14 protein-coding genes are annotated in these 19,144 nt (G+C 73.1%); 11 read left to right on the forward strand and 3 right to left on the reverse strand.

The annotated features are described in order from the left end of the window. Positions 1–106 precede the first annotated feature (106 nt). The 11 genes from POL72_RS15055 to POL72_RS15105 all read left to right on the forward strand — a co-directional run bounded on the left by POL72_RS15055 (position 107) and on the right by POL72_RS15105 (position 13,704). Positions 107–2,383: a type VI secretion system Vgr family protein gene (locus POL72_RS15055; protein WP_272095998.1), complete on the forward strand. Its 2,277-nt coding sequence runs from the start codon at positions 107–109 to the stop codon at positions 2,381–2,383. Between the two features lie 43 nt (positions 2,384–2,426). After that, complete coding sequence (locus tag POL72_RS15060) at positions 2,427–3,656, forward strand: TIGR02270 family protein (RefSeq protein WP_272095999.1); 1,230 nt, start codon at positions 2,427–2,429, stop codon at positions 3,654–3,656. Then, complete coding sequence (locus POL72_RS15065; RefSeq protein ID WP_272096001.1) at positions 3,653–5,767, forward strand: DUF2169 family type VI secretion system accessory protein; 2,115 nt, start codon at positions 3,653–3,655, stop codon at positions 5,765–5,767. Before POL72_RS15060 ends, POL72_RS15065 begins: the two co-directional genes overlap by 4 nt. Before the next feature lie 2 nt (positions 5,768–5,769). Next, positions 5,770–6,789 (forward strand): DUF2169 family type VI secretion system accessory protein, encoded by a 1,020-nt coding sequence (locus POL72_RS15070; RefSeq protein ID WP_272096002.1) that lies wholly within the window; start codon positions 5,770–5,772, stop codon positions 6,787–6,789. Further along, positions 6,786–7,847: a hypothetical protein gene (locus POL72_RS15075; protein WP_272096003.1), complete on the forward strand. Its 1,062-nt coding sequence runs from the start codon at positions 6,786–6,788 to the stop codon at positions 7,845–7,847. The genes POL72_RS15070 and POL72_RS15075 overlap by 4 nt, the downstream gene beginning before the upstream one ends. A gap of 12 nt (positions 7,848–7,859) precedes the next feature. Further along, positions 7,860–8,345, forward strand: coding sequence for a DUF4150 domain-containing protein (locus POL72_RS15080; protein WP_272096004.1), 486 nt, complete (start codon positions 7,860–7,862; stop codon positions 8,343–8,345). Between the two features lie 80 nt (positions 8,346–8,425). Beyond that, on the forward strand, positions 8,426–9,835 hold the full coding sequence (locus tag POL72_RS15085; RefSeq protein ID WP_272096005.1) for a hypothetical protein: 1,410 nt from the start codon (positions 8,426–8,428) through the stop codon (positions 9,833–9,835). 72 nt (positions 9,836–9,907) lie between these two features. Continuing rightward, positions 9,908–10,417 carry a hypothetical protein gene (locus POL72_RS15090; RefSeq protein ID WP_272096006.1) on the forward strand — a complete coding sequence of 170 codons (510 nt, stop codon included), beginning with the start codon at positions 9,908–9,910 and terminating at the stop codon, positions 10,415–10,417. Positions 10,418–10,431: 14 nt separating this feature from the next. Next, positions 10,432–10,848 carry a hypothetical protein gene (locus POL72_RS15095; protein ID WP_272096007.1) on the forward strand — a complete coding sequence of 139 codons (417 nt, stop codon included), beginning with the start codon at positions 10,432–10,434 and terminating at the stop codon, positions 10,846–10,848. Continuing rightward, on the forward strand, positions 10,845–13,208 hold the full coding sequence (locus POL72_RS15100; protein ID WP_272096008.1) for a glycosyltransferase: 2,364 nt from the start codon (positions 10,845–10,847) through the stop codon (positions 13,206–13,208). Before POL72_RS15095 ends, POL72_RS15100 begins: the two co-directional genes overlap by 4 nt. Then, on the forward strand, positions 13,198–13,704 hold the full coding sequence (locus POL72_RS15105) for a hypothetical protein (RefSeq protein WP_272096009.1): 507 nt from the start codon (positions 13,198–13,200) through the stop codon (positions 13,702–13,704). The genes POL72_RS15100 and POL72_RS15105 overlap by 11 nt, the downstream gene beginning before the upstream one ends. A 197-nt stretch (positions 13,705–13,901) precedes the next feature. On the opposite strand, the gene POL72_RS15110 is transcribed toward POL72_RS15105, so the two are convergent. From POL72_RS15110 to POL72_RS15120, 3 genes are all read right to left on the reverse strand, one after another. Then, complete coding sequence (locus POL72_RS15110; RefSeq protein WP_272096011.1) at positions 13,902–16,052, reverse strand: ATP-binding protein; 2,151 nt, start codon at positions 16,050–16,052, stop codon at positions 13,902–13,904. Between the two features lie 25 nt (positions 16,053–16,077). Beyond that, on the reverse strand, positions 16,078–17,901 hold the full coding sequence (locus POL72_RS15115) for an eCIS core domain-containing protein (RefSeq protein ID WP_272096012.1): 1,824 nt from the start codon (positions 17,899–17,901) through the stop codon (positions 16,078–16,080). A gap of 375 nt (positions 17,902–18,276) precedes the next feature. Next, positions 18,277–18,987: a hypothetical protein gene (locus POL72_RS15120; protein ID WP_272096014.1), complete on the reverse strand. Its 711-nt coding sequence runs from the start codon at positions 18,985–18,987 to the stop codon at positions 18,277–18,279. Positions 18,988–19,144: the final 157 nt, after the last annotated feature.

Raw genomic sequence — 19,144 nt, forward strand, 5'->3', positions numbered from 1 at the left:
CGCTGTCCGCTGTTCCCCCGGCGCCCGATCTGACTAGGCCCGCCCTCGCCGTGCGTCAACCGTTCGTCAAGCAGCGCGCCGGCATGTCGACGGCAGGTGCGTCGGCATGTCGACGACGTCGACGCGCGTGAATGTGCCCACCCGGTCGGCGAGCGATGGTAGGCTCGACGGCTCTGGCTCCGGGACGGCGAGGGCGAGGCGATCGATGGCGGACGGTGCGATCGAGTTTGATTTCGCTGTGGAAGGCGCGACCGATCCGTGGCGCGTCGCGCGGATCGAGGGGCATGAGGGCATATCGCGGCTGTTCCACTTCCGCGTGACGCTCGCGTCGACGGACGCCGCGCTCGCTTTCGACGGGCTGGTCGGGCAAACGTGCCTGCTCACCATCCGGAACGACGCGTCGACTCGGTACATCCACGGCATCGTCGCGCGCTTCGAGCAGCACGAGGAGGGGCGCTCGGTCACCACCTACCTGGCGACGGTCGCCCCGCGGGCGTGGCGCCTGCAGCACCGGCACGACTACCGGATCTTCCAGGAGGCGACGGCGCCGGAGATCATCGACAAGGTGCTCCGCGCGGCGGGCCTGTCCTCCGACGATTTCCGCATCTCGACGACGATGACCCACGATCGGCGGGAGTACAGCGTGCAGTACGCCGAGACGGACTGGGCGTTCATCAGCCGCCTGATGGAAGAGACGGGCATGTTCTGCTTCTTCGAGCACAAGGCCGACAACCACGTGCTCGTCTTCGGCGACGCGCCGTTCGTCCACGAGCCCATCGACGGATCGAGCGTCGTGCCCTACCGGGCCGCCGGCGGGGCGCTCACCTCGCAGGAGGCCGTCTCCCGCTTCTCGATGGCCGAGGAGGTCCGGCCCGGCAAGGTCACCGTCCGCGACTACAACTTCCAGAAGCCCAGCCTGAGCCTCGAAGGGGAGGCGGAGGCCGACCGCGACACCGATCTCGAGGTGTACGTATATGCGACCGAGCACGATCTGCCCGAGGAGGGCACCCAGCTCGCGAAGCTCCGGCTCGAGCAGCTCCAGCTCGTGCGCCGCACCGCGGAGGGGCAGGGGAGCGTGCTCCGGTTCATGCCCGGGGCCACCTTCACGCTCGAGGACCACGGCCGCGAGAGCTTCAACCGCGGATACCTGATCACGCGCGTCGACCATTTCGGCTCGCGGGCCGTCGGGGGGGAGTCGCAGGATACAGTCGTTGGGTACTCCAATCGATTCCAGTGCATCCCGGACGACGTGCCCTACCGCACGCCCGTGCAGACGCCCAAGCCGACGCCCCGCGGCATCCAGACGGCGATCGTCGTGGGCCCGGCGGGCGAGGAGATCCACACGGACATCTATGGCCGGGTGAAGGTGCAGTTCCACTGGGACCGGCAGGGGCGCCGCAACGAGCACAGCTCGTGCTGGATGCGCGTGAGCCAGATCTGGGCGGGCGCCGCGTGGGGCTCGATGTACATCCCGCGCATCGGCCACGAGGTCGTCATCGACTTCCTCGAGGGCGACCCGGATCGCCCGCTGATCGTCGGGCGCGTCTACCACGGCGCGAACGTGCCGCCCTACGCGCTGCCGGCCGAGAAGACGAAGAGCACCATCAAGTCGGACACCTCGCCGGGCGGCGGCGGCTCGAACGAGCTCAGGTTCGAGGACAGGAAAGGCGCGGAGGAGATCTACCTGCACGCGCAGAAGGACTGGAACATCGAGGTCGAGAACGACAAGACCCAGTCCGTCGGCCACGACGAGCGCCTGACCGTCGGCCACGACCGGAAGAAGCGCATCGACAACAGCCAGTGGGAGTCGATCGGCGCCTTCAAGACCACGGAGGTCGGCGAGGATCACAACGAGAAGATCGGCGCGAACCGCACGCTCGGCGTCGTCCAGAGCGAGAGCGTGGACATCGGCAAGGACGCGAGCCTGAGGATCGGGCAGGGCCGGAAGACCGATGTCGGGAAGGACGACATCGAGTCGGTGGGCGGCAAGCGCGAGCTCTCGGTGGGCGGCGAGGAGACCGTCAAGGTGGGTGATCGCGCGACGCTGGAGGTCGGCTCGAAGCGCAACACCACCGTCGGCAGCGACGACTCGCTGTCGGTCAGCGGCACCGAGACCCGGAACATCGACGTGGACGCGACCGAGTCCGTCGGCGGGAAGAAGACCGTCAAGGTCGGCGAGAAGTTCACGCTGGAGTGCGGGAGCGGCAAGATCATCGTCGACAGCTCCGGCAAGATCACGGTCGAGGGGTCGGACATCACCGTGAAGGGCTCGGGCACCGTCAAGGTGGAGGGCGCCAAGGTCGAGGTGAAGAGCGACGGCGACGTGAGCGTCAAGGCGGGCTCGAACATCAAGCTCTCGGGGAGCGGGGTCGACATCAACTGAGCGGCGTCGCGCAGGATCGGAGCCGAGGCGGATGGTTCACGAGGTGGTGGCTGATCACGCGGAGATGGCGTCGTTCCTCTGGGAGCTCCGCGAGATGGCCGTGAGGTCGCACCACTACACGCTGGCCGACCTCGCGGAGCTCGAGGAGCGCGTCGAGGCCCACCTCGACGGGCTCCGCATCGCGGGGGAGCCCGGCTGGGAGCTCACGCTGGCCGCCCTCTCCACGAAGGATCCCGGCGCGTTCTTCGCGGCGGCCGTCGCCGCGGTCGAGGCGCGCGACTACCCGGGCTTCGCGGCCGTGCTCGACGCGACGGAGGAGGCGGACGAGCCCGCCGCCGGCGTCGCGGGCGCCCTCGCGTGGGCGTCGCCGGCCGACGCGTTCGCGATCGTGGCGCCGATGCTGTCGGGGGCGCAGCCGCCGGCCCTGCGCCGCCTCGCGCTGGCCGCGTGCGTCGCGCACCGCCGCGATCCCGGGCAGCTCCTCGGCTACGCGATCTGCGACGGCGACGCGGCGGTCCGCGCGCTGGCCTTCCGCGCGGCCGGCGCGCTGGGCCGCGCCGATCTGGCGGGCGAGCTCCGCGGCGCGTGGGGCTCGGACGACGAGGCCGAGCGCTTCTGGTCGGCGTGGGCCGGCGCGCTGCTCGGGGCGCGCGGCGCGGACGAGGCGCTGTGGAGCGTCGCCGGGCGGAGCGGCGCGTTCGCCGAGGAGGCGGCCGACTGCGCCGCCCGCGTGAGTCCGCCGGGCGAGGCCCGCCGCCGGATCGAGGCGCTGATGCGGTCGCCCGGCCTCGGGCGGGTCTGCCTCGTCGCGGCGGGGGCGCTGGGCGATCCGGCGCTGCTGCCGTGGGTGCTCGACCGGCTTACCGTCGCGCCGCTCGCGCGGCTCGCCGGCGAGGCGCTCTCGCGCATCACCGGCGCGCCGATCGAGGGGGCGCTGCGCGGGGCCCCGGCGCCCGGCTTCGACGCCGGGCCGAGCGACGATCCGCGCGACGCCAGCGTGAAGATGGACCCGGACACGCAGCTCCCGTGGCCGCACGGGGCGAACGCGCGGGCGCTCTGGGCGGCGCACCGCGGGCGCTTCGCGTCGGGGGTGCGCCACGTGGAGGGCCGCCCGCTGGACGAGGGGGCGCTCGATCGCGTGCTCCGGGTCGGCGGCCAGCGGCGCCGCGCGGGCGCTGCGTTCGAGCGGGCGGCGCGCGCGCCCGGCCGCCCGCTGTTCGACGTGGCCGCGCGGGTCGAGCGGCAGAGGGCCGCGCTCGGGGCCTCACCGTGACGGCGCCGCCCGCGCCGCGCGCCCTCGGGCACGCCGCGGTCGCGGTGCGCCCCTTCCGCTCCCGGGGGCGGGTGATGCTCGCGGTGGTCGTCAAGGCGACCTTCCAGCTCGAGCACAAGCGCGCCATGTCGCCGCTCCCGCCCGCGCCGATCGTCGCGGCGGACGTGCGCGCGGCGCGCGCCGCGGCCGACCCGCGCGCCGCCGTCTCGGCGGCCGCGGAGATGGCCCCGTTCCTTCCGCGCGCGGACATCCTCCTCGGCGGCCACGCCTGGGCCCGCGGCCGCAGCCCGGCGCCGCTCGTCCCCGTCCGCCTGCGCGTCGGCCTCGACGCGGCCGTCCTCCTCGACAAGGCCCTGCACGTCTACGGCGATCGCGGCGGCAACGGCCGCGGCGCCCCGCAGCCGTTCCTCGCCATGCCGCTCGGCTACGAGCGCGCCCCCGGCGGGCCGGCCGACCCCGACAACCCGGCCGGCGTCGATCCGCGCGCCGGCCGCGCGCCCAACATCATCGATCCCCGGCAGCCGACGCGCGCCGCCGGCTTCGGGCCGATCGCGGCGCACTGGCCCACGCGGCAGCGCCGGCTGGGCAACGCCGATCCGCGCGGCGTGCAGGCCCCGTGGCCCGTGATCCCGGACGGCTTCGACTGGGCGTATTTCCAGGCGGCGCCGGCCGATCAACAGACGCCGTATCTCCGGGGGAACGAGTGGATCCTGATCGAGGGGATGCACCCGGATCTCGACCGCATCGAGGCCTGGTTGCCGGGCCCCGTCGCCGAGGCGCGGGTCGCGTTCGGGGGGGCGGCGCAGCCGCAGGCGTTGCCGCTGGTCGCCGACATGCTCGTGATCGACGCCGATCGCTGGCTTTGCTCGCTCGTGTGGCGCGCGAGCGCGGTGCTGCCGGGCGAGGAGGCCCTCGCCGGCGTCCGGGTCACGGCCAGGGTCGCGCTCCCTGGCGAGGACGTGCCGTGGGACCCCGCGGCAGCGCAGGCGGCGCCGCAGCAGGCGCGAGCGGCGCAGGCGGCGCCGCAGCAGGCGCGAGCGGCGCAGGCGGCGCCGCAGCAGGCGCGAGCGGCGCAGGCGCCGCCTGCGGCGAGCCCACAGCGGGCGGGGCGCGCGGCGGAGCATCCGCTGGCCGGGACGGTGGCGCTCGATCCGGAGGAGGCGTCGGCTGCGGCGAGCCCGCAGCGGGCGGGGCGCGGGGCGGCGGAGCATCCGCTGGCCGGGACGGTGGCGGTCGATCCGGACGAAGGGCAGCCGAACCCCGCCTTGCCGTTCCGGTCGCCCGCGGCCTCCGTGGGAGGACCGCGCCTCGAGAGATCTGGCACGGCGGAGATGCCCGCCGCAGCGGGGACGCCGCCCGCGGAGCCGCGGCGCGGCGGCCTGCCCTTCGTGGCGCCGGCGGCGGCGGGGGCAGCTTCAGGCGCGCTGCCGTTCGCGCCCGCCGCCCCGTCTTCCCCGGGCGCCCGCGATGGCGCGGCGGCGTGGGCGCTCCCGTTCGCCGCCCCCGCCGCGGCGTCGCCTGCGGTGCCGGTCCGAGCGCCGGCGGCGGCGTCCGGCGTGCTGCCGTTCGCGCCGGCGCCGGCGCCGGCGGCGTCCGGCGTGCTGCCGTTCGTATCGCCGGCGGCAGCGTCCGGCGTGCTGTCGTTCGCGCCGGCGCCGGCGGCGCCCGTTCCCGCCGCTCCCCAGGCGCCGTCCGCGCCCCCTCCCGCGCCGTCCGCGCCGGAGCGCTCCTCGCCGTGGGCGTCGGGCGCGGCGCCCCACGCCGCCTCGGAGCCGCAATCGCCGTGGGTGTCTGGCGCAGCCGCGGCCTCGGCGCACGTTGCCTCGCCGCCGCCCGCCGCGCCGTCGTACGCCCTCTCCCAGCCGCGCATCGCGCCGTCGTACGCCCTGGGATCGTCGCCCGCCGCCTCGCCGTGGCCCGCCGCGGCGGCCGCCGCCGCCCCTGCCCGGCGCCCCGCGCGCCCGCGCCGTCCGCGCCTCACCCCGGACGCGCGCCCCTCGTCGGAGCCGCTCATCCCGCCGCGCAAGCGCCGCCCCGCGAAGGTCGCGGCCGACGGCCTCGGCGCCTCGTTCCTCCGCTCGGTGCCCGACGCCGCGCCCACGCCCACCTGACCATGGACCTCCGCAACCGAACCCCCTTCGTCGCCGAGCGCATCGTCCACGTCGATGCCGCCGGCGCCGAGGTGCTCGTCGTCCTCGTCAAGGCGACGCTCGCCATCCACGCCGGCGGCCGCCTCGCGCCCACGGCCGAGCAGGTGCCGCTCCAGCACGCCGACGCCTTCCACGGCGAGCCGGGCCTCTCGAGCGTCCGCTACGAGAGCGATCTCGCGCCGCACAAGGTCGGCACGGACGTCGTCGTCCTCGGCCACGCGTACCCGCCCGGCCGCCGCGACGCCGAGGTCCAGGTCTCCGTGCGCGTCGGCCCGGTCCGCACGACCCTCGCCGTCTTCGGCGACCGCACCTGGGCCCGCCCCGCGTCCCCCGCGCCCTTCGAGCGGATGCCGCTCGTGTACGAGCGCGCGTTCGGCGGGCGCGACGAGTCCGCCGAGTCCCCCGTCGACCACGAGGTCGAGCCGCGCAACCCCGTCGGACGCGGGTTCCGGGCGCGCCGCTCGCTCGTCGACCCCGCGCAGCTCGCCATGCCGAACCTCGAAGATCCCAGGAAGCCGCTCCGCTCGCCGGACGATCGCCCCGAGCCCGTCGGCCTCGGCTTCATCGGGCGCAGCTGGCAGCCGCGCCTGCGCTACGCCGCCACGGCGCCCGATCCTTCGTCGCCGCCCCCCGCCGGGTCGCCGCCCCCTGCGCCGTCGCCGTTCCTGCCTGCCGCCTTCGACCCTCGCTACCACCAGGGCGCGCACCCGCGCCTCGTGGCCACGCCGCACCTCCGCGGCGGCGAGCCGGTCGAGCTCGTGCACCTGAGCCCCCTCGGCCCGCAGCGCTTCTCGCTGCCCCCCGCGGCGCCTCGCGCCGTGGTCGTGATCGACTCCGAGCGCCGCCCGCTCCCGCTGGTCCTCGACACCGTGGTCCTCGAGCCCGACGACCTCCGCGCCGTGCTCGTGTACCGGGGCGCCATGCCCGTCGGTCGCGATGTCTTCCGCGTGCGCCGCATCGAGGTGGAGCCCGCGCCCGCATGAGCACCGGAGCCGTCATCACCGCCGCCGGCATGGTCACCGCGCTCGGCGACACCGCCGCGTCCACAACGGCCGCGGTCCGCGCCCGCCTCACGCGCTTCCGCGAGTGGCCGAGCTACCCCTGCCTCCCCGCCGACCCGCCCCGCCCGGAGGAGCCCTTCTCCGTGGTCGCGGCGTACACCGATCTCCCCCGCGCGCTCGACCTCCCGGTCCGCTTGCTCGCGCTGGCGCTCCAGGACCTCGCGACCTCCGCCGATCTCGCGCGCGCCGACCTGGAGGACGCCTCGTTCTTCCTCGCGCGCCCCTCGCCCGGCCCCTCCGCGCACCACCACGAGCTGCGCGACGCCTTCCGGGAGAGGGTCGCGGACGCCGCCGGGGTCGACGCCGTGACCCGCGGCCTCCTCGCCCCCGACGGGCACGCCGCCATGCTCCTCGGCCTGGCCCACGCGGCGCGCGCCGTCGAGGCCGACCCCGGCACGCCCTGGATCGTGGCCGGCGCCGACGCCCTGGTCGACGTGGGGCTGCTCGAGGCGCTCGATCACGCGCGCCGCCTCAAGAGCCGCCGCAACCTCGACGGGTTCATCCCGGGCGAGGCCGCGGCCGCGCTGCTCGTCGAGCACCGCCGCCGCGCCGAGGCCCGCGGTGCCCCCATCCTGGCCGAGATCGAGGGCTCGGGCGTCGGCCAGGAGCCCCAGACCGTAGAGAGCGGCGATCCCCCCTCGGGCGCGGCGCTCGCCGCGGCGCTCGCCGCCGCGTGCGCCGCGGGCGGCCCGCCCGCGTGGGTCCTCTGCGATCTCAACGGCGAGAGCTACCGGGCCAAGGAGTGGGGGCTCGCGCGCGTCCGCGCGCCGGCGCTCCTCGGGGGCGTGCGGGCGCTGTGGCACCCCGCCGACGGCTACGGCGACGTCGGCGCCGCGACCGGCGGGTGCCTCGCGGCCGCGTGCGTGCGATCGTTCGAGCGAGGCGCGTCCCCCGCGGGGCGCGCCGCGCTCTTCGCGGGCTCCGGCGACGGGACGCGCGCCGCCGTGTGCCTCGTCTCGGCTGCAGCGAAGAGGGCGTGAAGGAGGAGCGATATGCCTGTCACCGTAGGAGTCAACTCACGCACGGTCGTCCACGCGGCGAGCAATGGAATGACCATCGCTTTCCCGGACGTGTGCCTCACCCCAGCGCCGCCCGCCCCGCCGGTCCCCGTCCCCTATCCCAACATCGCCATGTCGTCCGACGCCGCGAGCACCGCGAAGAACGTCAAGGCCGACGGCAACCCGCTCTGCCATCAGGACAGCAACTTCTCGCGCAGCAGCGGCGACGAGGCGGGCACGAACGGGGGCGTCGCCTCCGGCGTGAACATGAACAAGGCCGAGTTCATCAGCTACTCGTTCGACGTCAAGGTCGAGGGGAAAGGCTGCGCCCGCGCGCTCGATCTCATGCTCCACAACAGCAAGAACACCCCGCCCACGCCGGTCATCCAGCCGCCGCTCATCGTCATCGTCATGGAGGAGCCCCCGCCCGCGCCCGAGAACCCCAAGGACTGGGGCGTCGACAAGATCGAGGTGTTCTGAGGGGGCGGCCGCGGAGCGAGCCTCGACCCGCGCCGCGCTGATGGACCGGACTCCCCGCTGATTCGTCCTGGAGCTCTCGCATGCCGACGATCAAGCAATACGTGAACCTCCCTGTCGCCGCGACCGGCGTGAACGGCCCTGTGCGGCAGCTGCGCGTCACGCCCAACCAGGTGCCCAACGTCGCGCCCGGCGATCGCGTGGACTGGTGGATCGAGCCCGACCCGGGCAACGAGAGCCTCGCTTTCCAGTCGCTGACCGAGCGCACGAGGCTCGCGCACGGCGCGGCCCCCGGGGTGACGGTCGGGCTTGGGCACCACTTCGACAACACGCTCACGTTCACGCACATCGGCGGCGACAAGTACACGATCAAGGCGTCGCGCGACGGGCAGCGGGCGCAGTTCCTCGCCACCGACGAGTTCCAGACGTGGCGAAAGCTCTATTATACGGTCTGGTACTCCGGAGCGCAGACGCTCGCCACGTACAACAACATCGATCCGCGGTTCGTGGGCGAGTTCGCGCGGCACTTCATCGAGCTGGAGCGCAGGGCGGTCTTCCCGGCGCTCGCGACCGTGGACTCGGCCCGCGTCGACTTCCAGAGCCTGTCGCAGCAGGCGGTCAGCTCGCCGACCTTCGACTGGCCGTTCATGAACGGCGGCCCGAACGCGCTGCTCAACCTGCGCGTCGGCGGCGCGCCCCCCGGGGGAGGCACGCTGACCGACAAGCCGCTTCACATGGCCTTCCTGCTGGTGCCGAACTGCTATTACACGCAGCTGGAGCGGCGCGCGTTCCCCACGGCGAACAACGCGGTCGGGAGCATCACCACGTTCCGCACCGTGTGGCGCGACCCCACGAACGGCAACAACTTCATGTGGACGGCGCAGGCGTCGTGGCCGGCGGCCGGCGCCACCGACGTGAGGGCGTATTTCAACTTCACGCTCGGGTCGCCGAACCGCGTCAGCTGGAACCTCACCACGCTGCCGGGCCTCACGGCCCACCTCGCCACGCCGGGCAACACGTACAACCTCACCTTCTCGTTCATCTGGAAGAGCTCGATCAACGGCTATAGCTGGGGCAATTTCTGCGTCGTCGGGTGCACGGGCCCCGGCCGGAGCGAGACGGCGGTCCTCGGCACCTTCGTCCACGAGATGGGGCACGGCATCGGGCAGACCGTCCGGCAGGAGCCGCAGTACAGCGCGACCGGCGTCGCGCTCGCCACGCAGCTCGCCAACCCCCGCTGGTACACCGACCAGTTCGGCGGGCAGGGCCCGCACTGCAACACGAACGCGGGCCTCACGCCGGACCCATCCACCACGTCGGGCCAGCGGTACGACTGGTGGCCCGCGCTCGGTGGGCGGCTCTGCACCATCTACCACGCCGGCCACAGCAACCGCGACGATGGCGTCTTCTGCCCCGTGTGCGCCCCGCGCATCCGCCGCGTGCGCCTCGATACGCCGGCGCAGACCTCCCGCAACTGGAACCACTTTGGCTGAACCTCGCGGGCGAGGGGCGCGCTGCTCCCTCGACCCCGCGCCCCCGCGCCGCACCCACGTCGAGAGGACCCCATGGAGATCGAACCCCGGACACCCTTTGGCTTCGCCCCCCACGCGGGCTCGCCCGAGATCGCGGCCGGCAAGGAGGCCATCCGACTCGCGATCTCGCGGGTGTCCTTCGCGGCGGGCACGGTGGAGCTCGACGTCTCGGCGTCGTTCCTGTTCCCGGACGCCGTCGCGAGCCGCTACCGTGACGTCGAGGAGTCGATGGTCCTCGTCGTCCACGACGTCGAGCAGGCGGACGGCGGCGCCCTGCTCGCGCGCAACACGTTCATCGAGTTCCCGGCAGGCGAGCGCGACGGCCCGAACCAGCTTCTCGAGCCCGCGCTGCCGATGCCGGGCCGCGGGAGCCTCGCGTCCGAGGGGTATCAGGGCGCCTGGCTCAACGTCACCGTCGCTTTCCCCTGCGCCGCGGCGGTGCCCCGTTACCGGCCGAGCGTCTATGTGTACCTCGTCCTCGAGAACTACGTGTCGAACGTGATAGGCATCGATCTCGTCGACAAGAAGGCCATCGAATTCTGACCGGCGGTGAACCCATGCTCGTCCGATCCGTCTCTTTCGGCCTGACCGCGGAGACGCCCGCGACCTCCGGCGCGGGCGTCGTCCTCGCCCAGCCGGGCCCGCCCCTCCTCGAGGGCGGCGCCCTCGTCCACGTCGTCCACGGCAGCTCGCGCGTGCCCGCCGTCGATATCGAGGTCGAGCGCGCCGAGGTGCTCCGCGGCGTCTTTCTCACGCTGATCTATGCCCCCGCGCAGGGCGGCGTCACGGTGCCTCTGCTCGGGCCGAGGCTCGTCTTCCCCGACGACATCGACGATGTGGGCGCGGACCTCGTGGGCAGCTTCCGGTGCGAGATCGTCCTGGCACCCCGGGTCGGGGCGTTCTATCTGCACGCGGCGTATCGCCAGTACGTCTCCAACGTGGTTCGCCTCATGGCCCCGCCCGGTGCCCGATGACGCCTGTTTATTCCGTTATCGTCGTCACGTGGAACAACCTCCAGTACACGGCGCGATGTGTGGACGCCCTCCTGCGCACGCTCCCCTCGGACGCGGAGGTGGTCTTCGTCGACAACGGCTCGGAGGACGGCACCCCCGCTTACCTCACCGACGTCGCGCGCCGGCTCGGGGACGCCGCCAAGACAATCTTCCTGGACGAGAACCTCGGCCTGGCCGGCGGCGCGAACCGGGGACTCGAGGTCGCTGCCGGGGAGTACCTGGTGTTCCTCGACAACGATGTCGTGGTGACCCCTAGGTGGCTGGAGGGGCTGCGAGAGTGCATGGAGGAGGCGCCGCGGGCCGTGCCCGGGGCGCGGCGCGTCGGGCTCGTCGGGCCCGTGACGAACAGCGCGCGCGGCCCGCAGAAGGTGCAGAACCCGCCGCCGTTCCAGCCGGAGGCGCTGAACGAGCTCGCGGCCGAGCACCGCGAGGCGTTCCGCCGGCGGTGGGCGCCGTCGTTCGCCCTCTCGACCTTCTGCCTGATGATGCGCCGCGAGGTCTACGCCGAGATCGGCGGCCTCGACGAGCGCTTCTTCCCGGTGGGCCACGAGGGCCCCGACCTCGCCTTGCGGGCGCAGGAGCGCGGCTTCGAGTGCATGATCGCGAGCGACGTGTACGTGCACCACGAGGGGAGCGCCACGCTGAGCAAGGCGTTCCCGGGCGCGCAGGGCGGCCTCGGGGGCGCGGATCTCTTCTTCGAGAAGTGGCGCGCCCGCCGGGCCGGGAAGACGCGGCTCGTGGCCGCGTACCGCGTCAGGGACGCGGAGGCGACGCTGCGCGAGAGCCTCGACGCGACAGCGCGGTTCGCCGACGCGATCGTCGTGCTCGACGACGGATCGACGGACGGGACGGGGGCGATCGCGCGGTCGCACCCCGCCGTGACCAGGTACGAGCGGACGGAGCTGCGGTCGGTCATGGACGATCGGCGCGATCGCGACCGCGCCCTGCAGATGGCGGCGGAGCTCTCCCCGGACTGGATCATCGCGGTCGACGCCGACGAGGTGTTCGAGATGGACCGCGCGCGCGCCGAGCGCCTCATGCAGCTCGCCGATCCGCACATCAAGGCGCTCGGCTTCCACTGGTACACGTTCTGGGAGCCGACGCGCACGTACTTCCGGGCGGACGGCGCGCTCGGGGCCATGTCGGGCTACCGCATGTACCGGAATGAGCCGGGCCTGCGGGTCGCCCGGGGGGCCGAGGGCGGCCTGCCCGGCGGCGGCATTCCCGAGATGCCGGACGGGTGCGGGCGCTTCACCGACGTCCGCGTGCGGCGGCTCGGCTACGACACCGAGGCGTCGCGGCAGGCGCGGCTCGCGCTCCACGGGCGGCCGGACCCGTCCACGCCGCCGCGCGCCGGCGCGCCCCCCGAGCTGGCCGATCTCGCGAGCAACACGGTGACGCTGCGCAGGTATGCGCCAGCGTCCGGCGTATCGCTCTGCATCATCGCGAGGAACGAGGCGGAGCGGCTGGAGCGGTTCCTCGCGTTCCTCGAGCCGTTCGTCGACGAGATATGCATCGTCGACAACGGCAGCGACGACGCGACGGTCGAGATCGCGCGGAGGTTCACCGACCGGATTCGCGTCCACCGGACGGACCGGCTGGACCTGGCCGAGGTGCGCAACGTGGGCCTGGAGATGGCCACGCGGCCCTGGATCCTGAGCCTCGACCCGGACGAGGAGCTCGCGCACTGGGATCTGCCGCGCGTCGTGCGGCTGATGGACGACCTCGACGTCCATGCCTATTCGTTCGAGATCGCCAATCATCAGAAGGACGGCCCGCCCGTCATGACGATCGCCGTGCGGCTGTTCCGCAACGACGCGCGGATCCGGTACGGGCGCGCCGTCCACGAGACGGTGCAGCCGAGCCTGGACCGGCACCCGGAGCTCGTCGTCCGCCCGTCCGGCGTGGAGATCCAGCACTACGGCTTCCTGAAGGACGACGGCGTCATGGAAGAGAAGCTGTCGCGCTACCTGGAGGCGAATCAGCGCATGCGCGAGGAGGATCCGGCGGATCCGATGCCCTGGTACAACGAGGGTCTCCACCTCCTGAACGACGGCCGCGACGACGAGGCGATCGCCTTTCTGGAGAGGGCGATGGTGCTCGGCCAGCGCTTCCTCTCGCCGCGATCGAGCCTGGCGCAGATCTACCAGCACCGGGCGCTCGCGCTGTGGCAGAGCATGGTCGCCGAGCTCCCGCCGGGTCACCCCGTGCGGCCGACGGCGGAGGAGAGCGCGGCGGCGCTGGGCCGCATCACGCCGGCGCGGATGCTGGTGGGGCAGGCGCGCAGGCGTAGGCTCCAGGGGCCGTCGCATGGCGAGTGAGGGGCGGCGCGCGTTCATCGCGCAGGTCACCGCGGGGGCCGGCCTCGTGGCGCTAGGCGGGTGCGGCGGCGCGCCCGGGGCGGCGGGCGCGATCGCGGAGGCGAAGGGCGCGCCCGCGGCGGGGAAGGCCGCTCCTCTGGCACCGGCGGCACCGGCCGTGGCGGGCGCGGCGCCTGTCCTCGAGGCCGCGCTGCGGGGCGCCGTGCTCGCGCTCCGCTACCGATACCCGAGCTCCCTTGGCGAGCGGCTCGCCGCCGCCCCGTGGGCCGCCACGCTCGTGGTCGCCATCCACCCCGCGTCGGCGTCCCCCGCCTGCCGGAGCCTCGCGACCGGCGCGCTCCGCACCGAGGCCCCCGTGCTGGATCAGGGGATGTTCCGCGCGTCGGCCGAGGTCGATCTGGCGGCGTTCTTCGGCCTGAGGGCGCCGTTCGTGCGCTATGTGCACGCGTCGTTTCTCCACCTCCGGTCCGACGTGCTGCGCGTCGCGGCCGGGTGAGCCGAGGGCGAGCACGCCTGTCGTGACCGAGCGCGCGGCGCGTGCGCCTCGGGGCCGCGCGGGCTGCTGACCTGGGCATTCGCGTTCATCCGTAGGACAGCAAGGATGTCCTCCGTCCGGAGAGGCCTTGCTCGATGACGGAAATAAAAGACATCGGGGGTTCCTTCGGAGGAGACGTGACCCGGAGCTGCACGCCGTCATGATTCCGCGTCGTCGTTGGAGTAGGACCCGAACTCGTTCGACACCGGCGTGCGGCCTAGCTTCTGGAGCTCGCGCTTCGTGGCGCGGACCAGGTGCCGCATGGTGACGATCCCGCCGTCGCTCGCGGCGAGGAAGGCCGCGGCGACCGCGATGTTCTTGATGTTGCCGCCCGAGAACTTGAACTGACGCGCCATGAACGCCAGATCGAGCTCCGCGTCGCGCGGGGCATCGATGGGCCAGACCTGTCGCCAGATGCGGAGGCGCTCCTCCTCCTCCGGGAGCGGGAACGTGATCGCGAACGCCATGCGGCGCGCGAATGCGTCGTCCAGGTTCCTCCGCAGGTTCGTCGCGAGGATCGTGATCCCTTCGTACTCCTCCATCCGCTGGAGCAGGTAGCTCGTCTCGATGTTGGCATACCGATCGTGCGCGTCCTTGACCTCGGAGCGCTTCCCGAAGAGCGCGTCCGCCTCGTCGAAGAAGAGGATGGCGTTGCTCGTCTCGGCGGCCGCGAAGATCTGCGACAGGTTCTTCTCGGTCTCGCCGATGTACTTGCTCACCACCGAGGAGAGATCGATGCGATAGAGATCGAGCCGCAGCGCGCCCGCGATGATCTCCGCGGCCATCGTCTTGCCCGTGCCGGAGGGGCCCGCGAACAGGACGTTCAGCCCGCGACCGAGCGAGAGCTTGCCCGCGAAGCCCCACTCGTCGAGCACGCGGCCGCGGTGGGTCACGCGATCGCAGATCTCGCGGAGCTGCCGTACCGCGTCCTCCGCGAGCACGAGATCATCCCAGCGATAACGCGGGCGGATCCTCCGCGCGAGCTGGTCGACCGCGTGGCTCGAGCGGCCGCGGCACGCGTCGTAGACGTCGTCCACCGCGGGCGCGTCCTCGTCCCCTCGGAGGCGCGCGCGGCGCCTCGCGCCAGCGGCTGCGCCGCGGATCTGCGCGGCGCTGAAGCGAAACTTGGCCGCGACGGCGTCGATCTCGGCGCCGAAGCCGGGCAGCGCCTCTCGCCACAGCGCCGCGCGCTCCACGCCGTTCGGCATGGGCACGTCGATCTCGACGAAGTCGACGCGCTCCGACGGCTCCGGCTCCCACGGCGCGTCGCGGGACACGAAGACCGCGAGCCCCCCTGGCAGCTGCGGCAGCTCGCGGGCGAGCGCCTCGAGGATGCGCGGCATCCTGGCCCCAGCGTCGCCGAGGAAGAGCGCCGCGCCGCGCAGGACGGCCTCGCGCAGGAGCAGCGACAGCGGCCCCGCCGGAGGATCCGGGAGCGCCGCGAGGTGCTCGCCGTCGACGGCCAGCACCTCGCGGCCGACGCGCGCGCACGCGGCGCTCGCGACGTCGAGGCCGTCGCCGTGGCATGGCTCGCGGAGGTGCACGAGGAGCGATCGCGCGACGCCGCCGCAGCGCGCGAGCTCACGCGCGAGCTCGTCGACGCGCGCGGCCGCGAACGCGGGCTCGTGCCGGGGAGCGCGCCGGACGCGGCGGACAAAGGGCGCGAGCGACGGGTCGACCTCGTCGGAGTCGAAGAGGTGGCGCACGATGCGCTCGTCGAGCTTGAGGGTGGAGGCCAACCACGGCGCGTGTAGGCGCCCGTCGTCCCCGAGCAGCCGCACGATCGCGTGGCGGACGAGCGGCGCGTCGGAGAAGAAGCGCGAGGTGGCGTCGAGCTTCTCTTCCAGCGAGCTCGAAAGCAGATTCAACGCCAGATCGACGCTCAGGCGGCGACGCGTCGAGTCGCCCTGGAGGAGCGCGAAGACCTCCTCGTAGCGAAGATCGACCTCCGAGGCGAGGCACAAGAGGACGATGTCGGCGTCGAGCGGCGTCAGGCCGAAGCGCCTGCAAAGCTCGACGAAGCGGAGAGGGACCCCGGATCGAAGCGACTCCTCGCGTCGCTCGCGGAGCTCCGCGCAGATTGCGTCCCAGCCGCTCGACCACTTCTCTGTCGGCTCCGCGCGGGACGAGCTCCACGACGGCAGCCCGCCGGGACCGGAGAGGAGGTCATCGAGCGCGCCCCCGGTGGTCTGGAGAAGCTCCGCGGAGCCGGTCGCCTGGCGCGCGCGCCAGACGCACAGACGGATGATGGCGTCGATCCGATCGATCTCAGCGAGCAGGTGCTCGCGCGAAGAGGAATAAGCGATCATCGAAGCGCTCGAGAGGATCCGTGCCTCAGAAGGTGAAGTTCAGGGCTGCGCCGAAGCGGAACCAGCGCATCGCCGCCGGGTCGTCCCGAATCTCGTGGCCGAGCGCGCCCTCGACCCGAAGGTCGATGTTGGGCAGGCTCGGGACCATGCCCGAGGTGAGGCCAATGGAGAGCCCGCCTTCGGCATACGGAGACGTTCGCGCCGGCACGGGCGCTCGCGGATCGGTCATCTCGTCGCGCAGCTGATGGTAGACACCGCCGGTCCCGAAGAGGCCGAAGGTGGCGGCGAAGTTCGCCGGCGATGTGCGCCACTCGAGCGCTGCCGTCGCGCCGAGCAGGAGCGCTTCCCGATGGAGCGGGGCCAGGGTCGACAGATAAATGCCCTGCGCGCCGAGGCGCAGCTCGAGCTGGCGTTGGCGCGTAAGGGGAAGCCCGACGGTGAAGGCGCCACCGAGCGCAATCGCGCTGCCCCCGGGAAAAAGCATACCGCCGCCGAGGAGCTCGAGCCGGTAGTCCGGCGACCGCCGCGTGATCCCGTTGAGCGCGACGGAGCACCCGGGGAACGCGGCCTCCAGAAAGAGCTGGGCAAAACGGAAGTGCCGCTCGTTGTACTGCGCGAAGCGACCGTAACTATGGTGGTCGCCCAGCTGCGTCAGGTCGGTCCGCACGCGCTCGTCGCGCGCCCACTGAGGGACGCGCTGCCGCACCGCGGGATCGTCCTCGCGGTACTCGTCCCCCATCCCGAGGAGCTGGTGGCCCGACTCGTGGACAATGAATCCGGTGTTCATGTCCCGCGCGCAGATCGTGCCGGCGTCGCCGCGCCCGCCGCGATTGACGACGTTCACGGTCTTATTGGGGCTCGAGGCATCGAGCGTCGCAGCGGGGACGATCTCGATGTCTCGGTTGGCGCAGTTGTTCTCGCACCCCGTGATCCGCGCGGTGAACTGGTCGCGCAGTCCCGCATTGACCGCGGCGACGTACTCGCGCCCGATCTCCTGGACCCGCGCGGCGGAGAGCGGGGTCACCGCGGTCGTGCTGGCCGGCTCCTCGCAGATGCCCGGGGTCCCCGATGTCGCCTGCTGGACGAAGTTGAACTTGTACGGGAGCCTCATCTGGCAAGTCTGCGCGTCGAATTGCACGGCGACCTCGCCCTGGCTGATGCTCTGCTGCGGAGTGCTCCCCACCGCGGGCGCGAACTCTTCCCGATGGACCGTGCCCGAGATGGTGTCCCCGGACCGGGTGGGCGCGCTCTGGACGGTCTCCACGAAGTCCGTGGTGCCACCGCCCGAGCGATCCTGGAACCTCCTCTGTCGGAACGGGGCCGCCTGGCGGGTGATGACGCCGCGGCCCGCGCCGCCTTGTCGCTGGACGACGTGCGCGAGCTCGTGCGCGAGGAGCCTCGCTCCTTCGTGTGTGGACGGCGCGAACTCACCGCGCGCAAAGGCGATGTCGTCGCCGAGCGAGAAGGCGCGCGCGTGGATCGCGTCCGCCGCGTCGGCCGCGCGCGCGTGGTCGTGGATGCGCACGCGCGAGAAATCGTGCTGGAAGCGTGGCTCGAAGAAGCTCCGGACGCCGGGCGACATCGGCGCTCCGCCCTCCGCGACCGCCGCCGCTGCCGCGCCAGCGCCCGCGGCCGCCAGCCCGCGCGCGTCCGGCTTGGTCAGGACGACCCCGTCCTGCTCCTCCTCGTGCGCGGCGCATGCGCCGCACTTGCGGCGGATGACGGGCGCTGGCGCCGCCGCGGCGCTCTCGCCGCGCGCGGGCGGCGCGGCCGGATCCAGGGCAGGCGCCGGCATCCGCATGACCGCGTCCGCGAGCCGATCCGCCTCGTGCTCGAGCGGGTCGTCCACGGAGCCCACCCTCAGCTTCGGTTGAACCGCGCGCGCGGCGCCTTCGCTGGCGGGAGACGGCGGAGCCGAGAAGCGCCGCGCGAGCGTGACGCCCCCGGGCGCACGCGGAGAGGGCGTGTCGCCGCGCGGCGCCGCCGAGGAGGAGCGCTGTCGAGAGCATTCGCCGCATACGGGGGCCGCGGAGATGGCCCCGGGCTCCACCCCTGCCGCGCTCACGCCTCGGGTCGCTCCCGGAGACGGCGCCCGCCAGAGGGGGAGCTGCGCGCGCACCGCGCGATTCGCGATCGCGGGCTGCATTCCTCGAGCCAGCTCTCGGACATCAAACATGGAGATACGGTAACAGCGTATCAGACCGATGTCGACGCGCGATATGCGCTAGTCCTTCTCCTTCTCCTTCTCCTTCTCCTTCTCCTTCTCCGGTTCCGGGCCGGCGATGGGCTGGTCGCAGATCGCGCGCTCGGTATCGGTGACGCAGCCGAGGTCGAGGACCTCGGCGCGGCTCGAGGTCGCGCTCTGACAGAGGCGGTGCATGCCGCTCGGACCGCATTCGTCGCGGAGATCGACGAGGGTCGAGCAGTCCCGCGCCACGATCCGCTCGTGGCTCAGGCCCCGCTGCGCGCTGTGCGCGTCGGAGTGCGCGTCGGAGTGCGCGTCGGACCCGCTCGCGAGCCGATATTCGAGCCATGCAATGCGGTACGAGTCCCCCGCGCCTCGTCCGATCACCGCGAAGCGCCGCCCGGATCCATCGGTGAAGTTGCCCGTCCAGATAGCGACGAACGGGCTCCGCGCCCTCGATGCGTCGAGGATGCGTGCGCGGGTCTGCTCGGCGCAGGCATGGCCGCAGACGCCGCGGCGCGCGTCGTCGCGGAGCTCCTGCGCTGCGCCGCGCGCCTCAGGCTCCGATCCGGAGAGCATCTCCGGGATCACGCGCTCGAGCGTGCACGGCTCCGGCGGCCGCGCCCCAGGCGGCGTGCGTCCGCGCGCTTGTCCGCACGCGAACGACAGCGCGCTGCCCGCGATAACGAGCGTCCACGCGCAGTGCGTCCCCCACGCCGCCCTCCCCATCGACGCGCTTTGTACCATCACGGTGGAACATACACCAGCGGCGCTGCGCGCATCGAGGACACGCGGCTTCAGGCGCCGGCGCGCAAACGCCCGATCCATCAAGGAAAGGCGCGCGTGCTCGTCGACGCCGACGCCTTGCCTGTACGGATCTCCTACGGATGTGGCTATGGCGCGATCC

The organism is Sorangium aterium, from assembly GCF_028368935.1.
In the GTDB taxonomy this organism is placed as follows: domain Bacteria; phylum Myxococcota_A; class Polyangia; order Polyangiales; family Polyangiaceae; genus Sorangium; species Sorangium atrum.

Excerpts from the sequence above, each read along its gene's own strand:
- POL72_RS15055 (WP_272095998.1), top strand. The coding sequence starts at position 107 with ATGTCGACGACGTCGACGCGCGTGAATGTGCCCACCCGGTCGGCGAGC.
- POL72_RS15070 (WP_272096002.1), top strand. The coding sequence starts at position 5,770 with ATGGACCTCCGCAACCGAACCCCCTTCGTCGCCGAGCGCATCGTCCAC.
- POL72_RS15075 (WP_272096003.1), top strand. The coding sequence starts at position 6,786 with ATGAGCACCGGAGCCGTCATCACCGCCGCCGGCATGGTCACCGCGCTC.
- POL72_RS15080 (WP_272096004.1), top strand. The coding sequence starts at position 7,860 with ATGCCTGTCACCGTAGGAGTCAACTCACGCACGGTCGTCCACGCGGCG.
- POL72_RS15085 (WP_272096005.1), top strand. The coding sequence starts at position 8,426 with ATGCCGACGATCAAGCAATACGTGAACCTCCCTGTCGCCGCGACCGGC.
- POL72_RS15090 (WP_272096006.1), top strand. The coding sequence starts at position 9,908 with ATGGAGATCGAACCCCGGACACCCTTTGGCTTCGCCCCCCACGCGGGC.
- POL72_RS15095 (WP_272096007.1), top strand. The coding sequence starts at position 10,432 with ATGCTCGTCCGATCCGTCTCTTTCGGCCTGACCGCGGAGACGCCCGCG.
- POL72_RS15100 (WP_272096008.1), top strand. The coding sequence starts at position 10,845 with ATGACGCCTGTTTATTCCGTTATCGTCGTCACGTGGAACAACCTCCAG.
- POL72_RS15105 (WP_272096009.1), top strand. The coding sequence starts at position 13,198 with ATGGCGAGTGAGGGGCGGCGCGCGTTCATCGCGCAGGTCACCGCGGGG.
- POL72_RS15110 (WP_272096011.1), bottom strand. The coding sequence starts at position 16,052 with ATGATCGCTTATTCCTCTTCGCGCGAGCACCTGCTCGCTGAGATCGAT.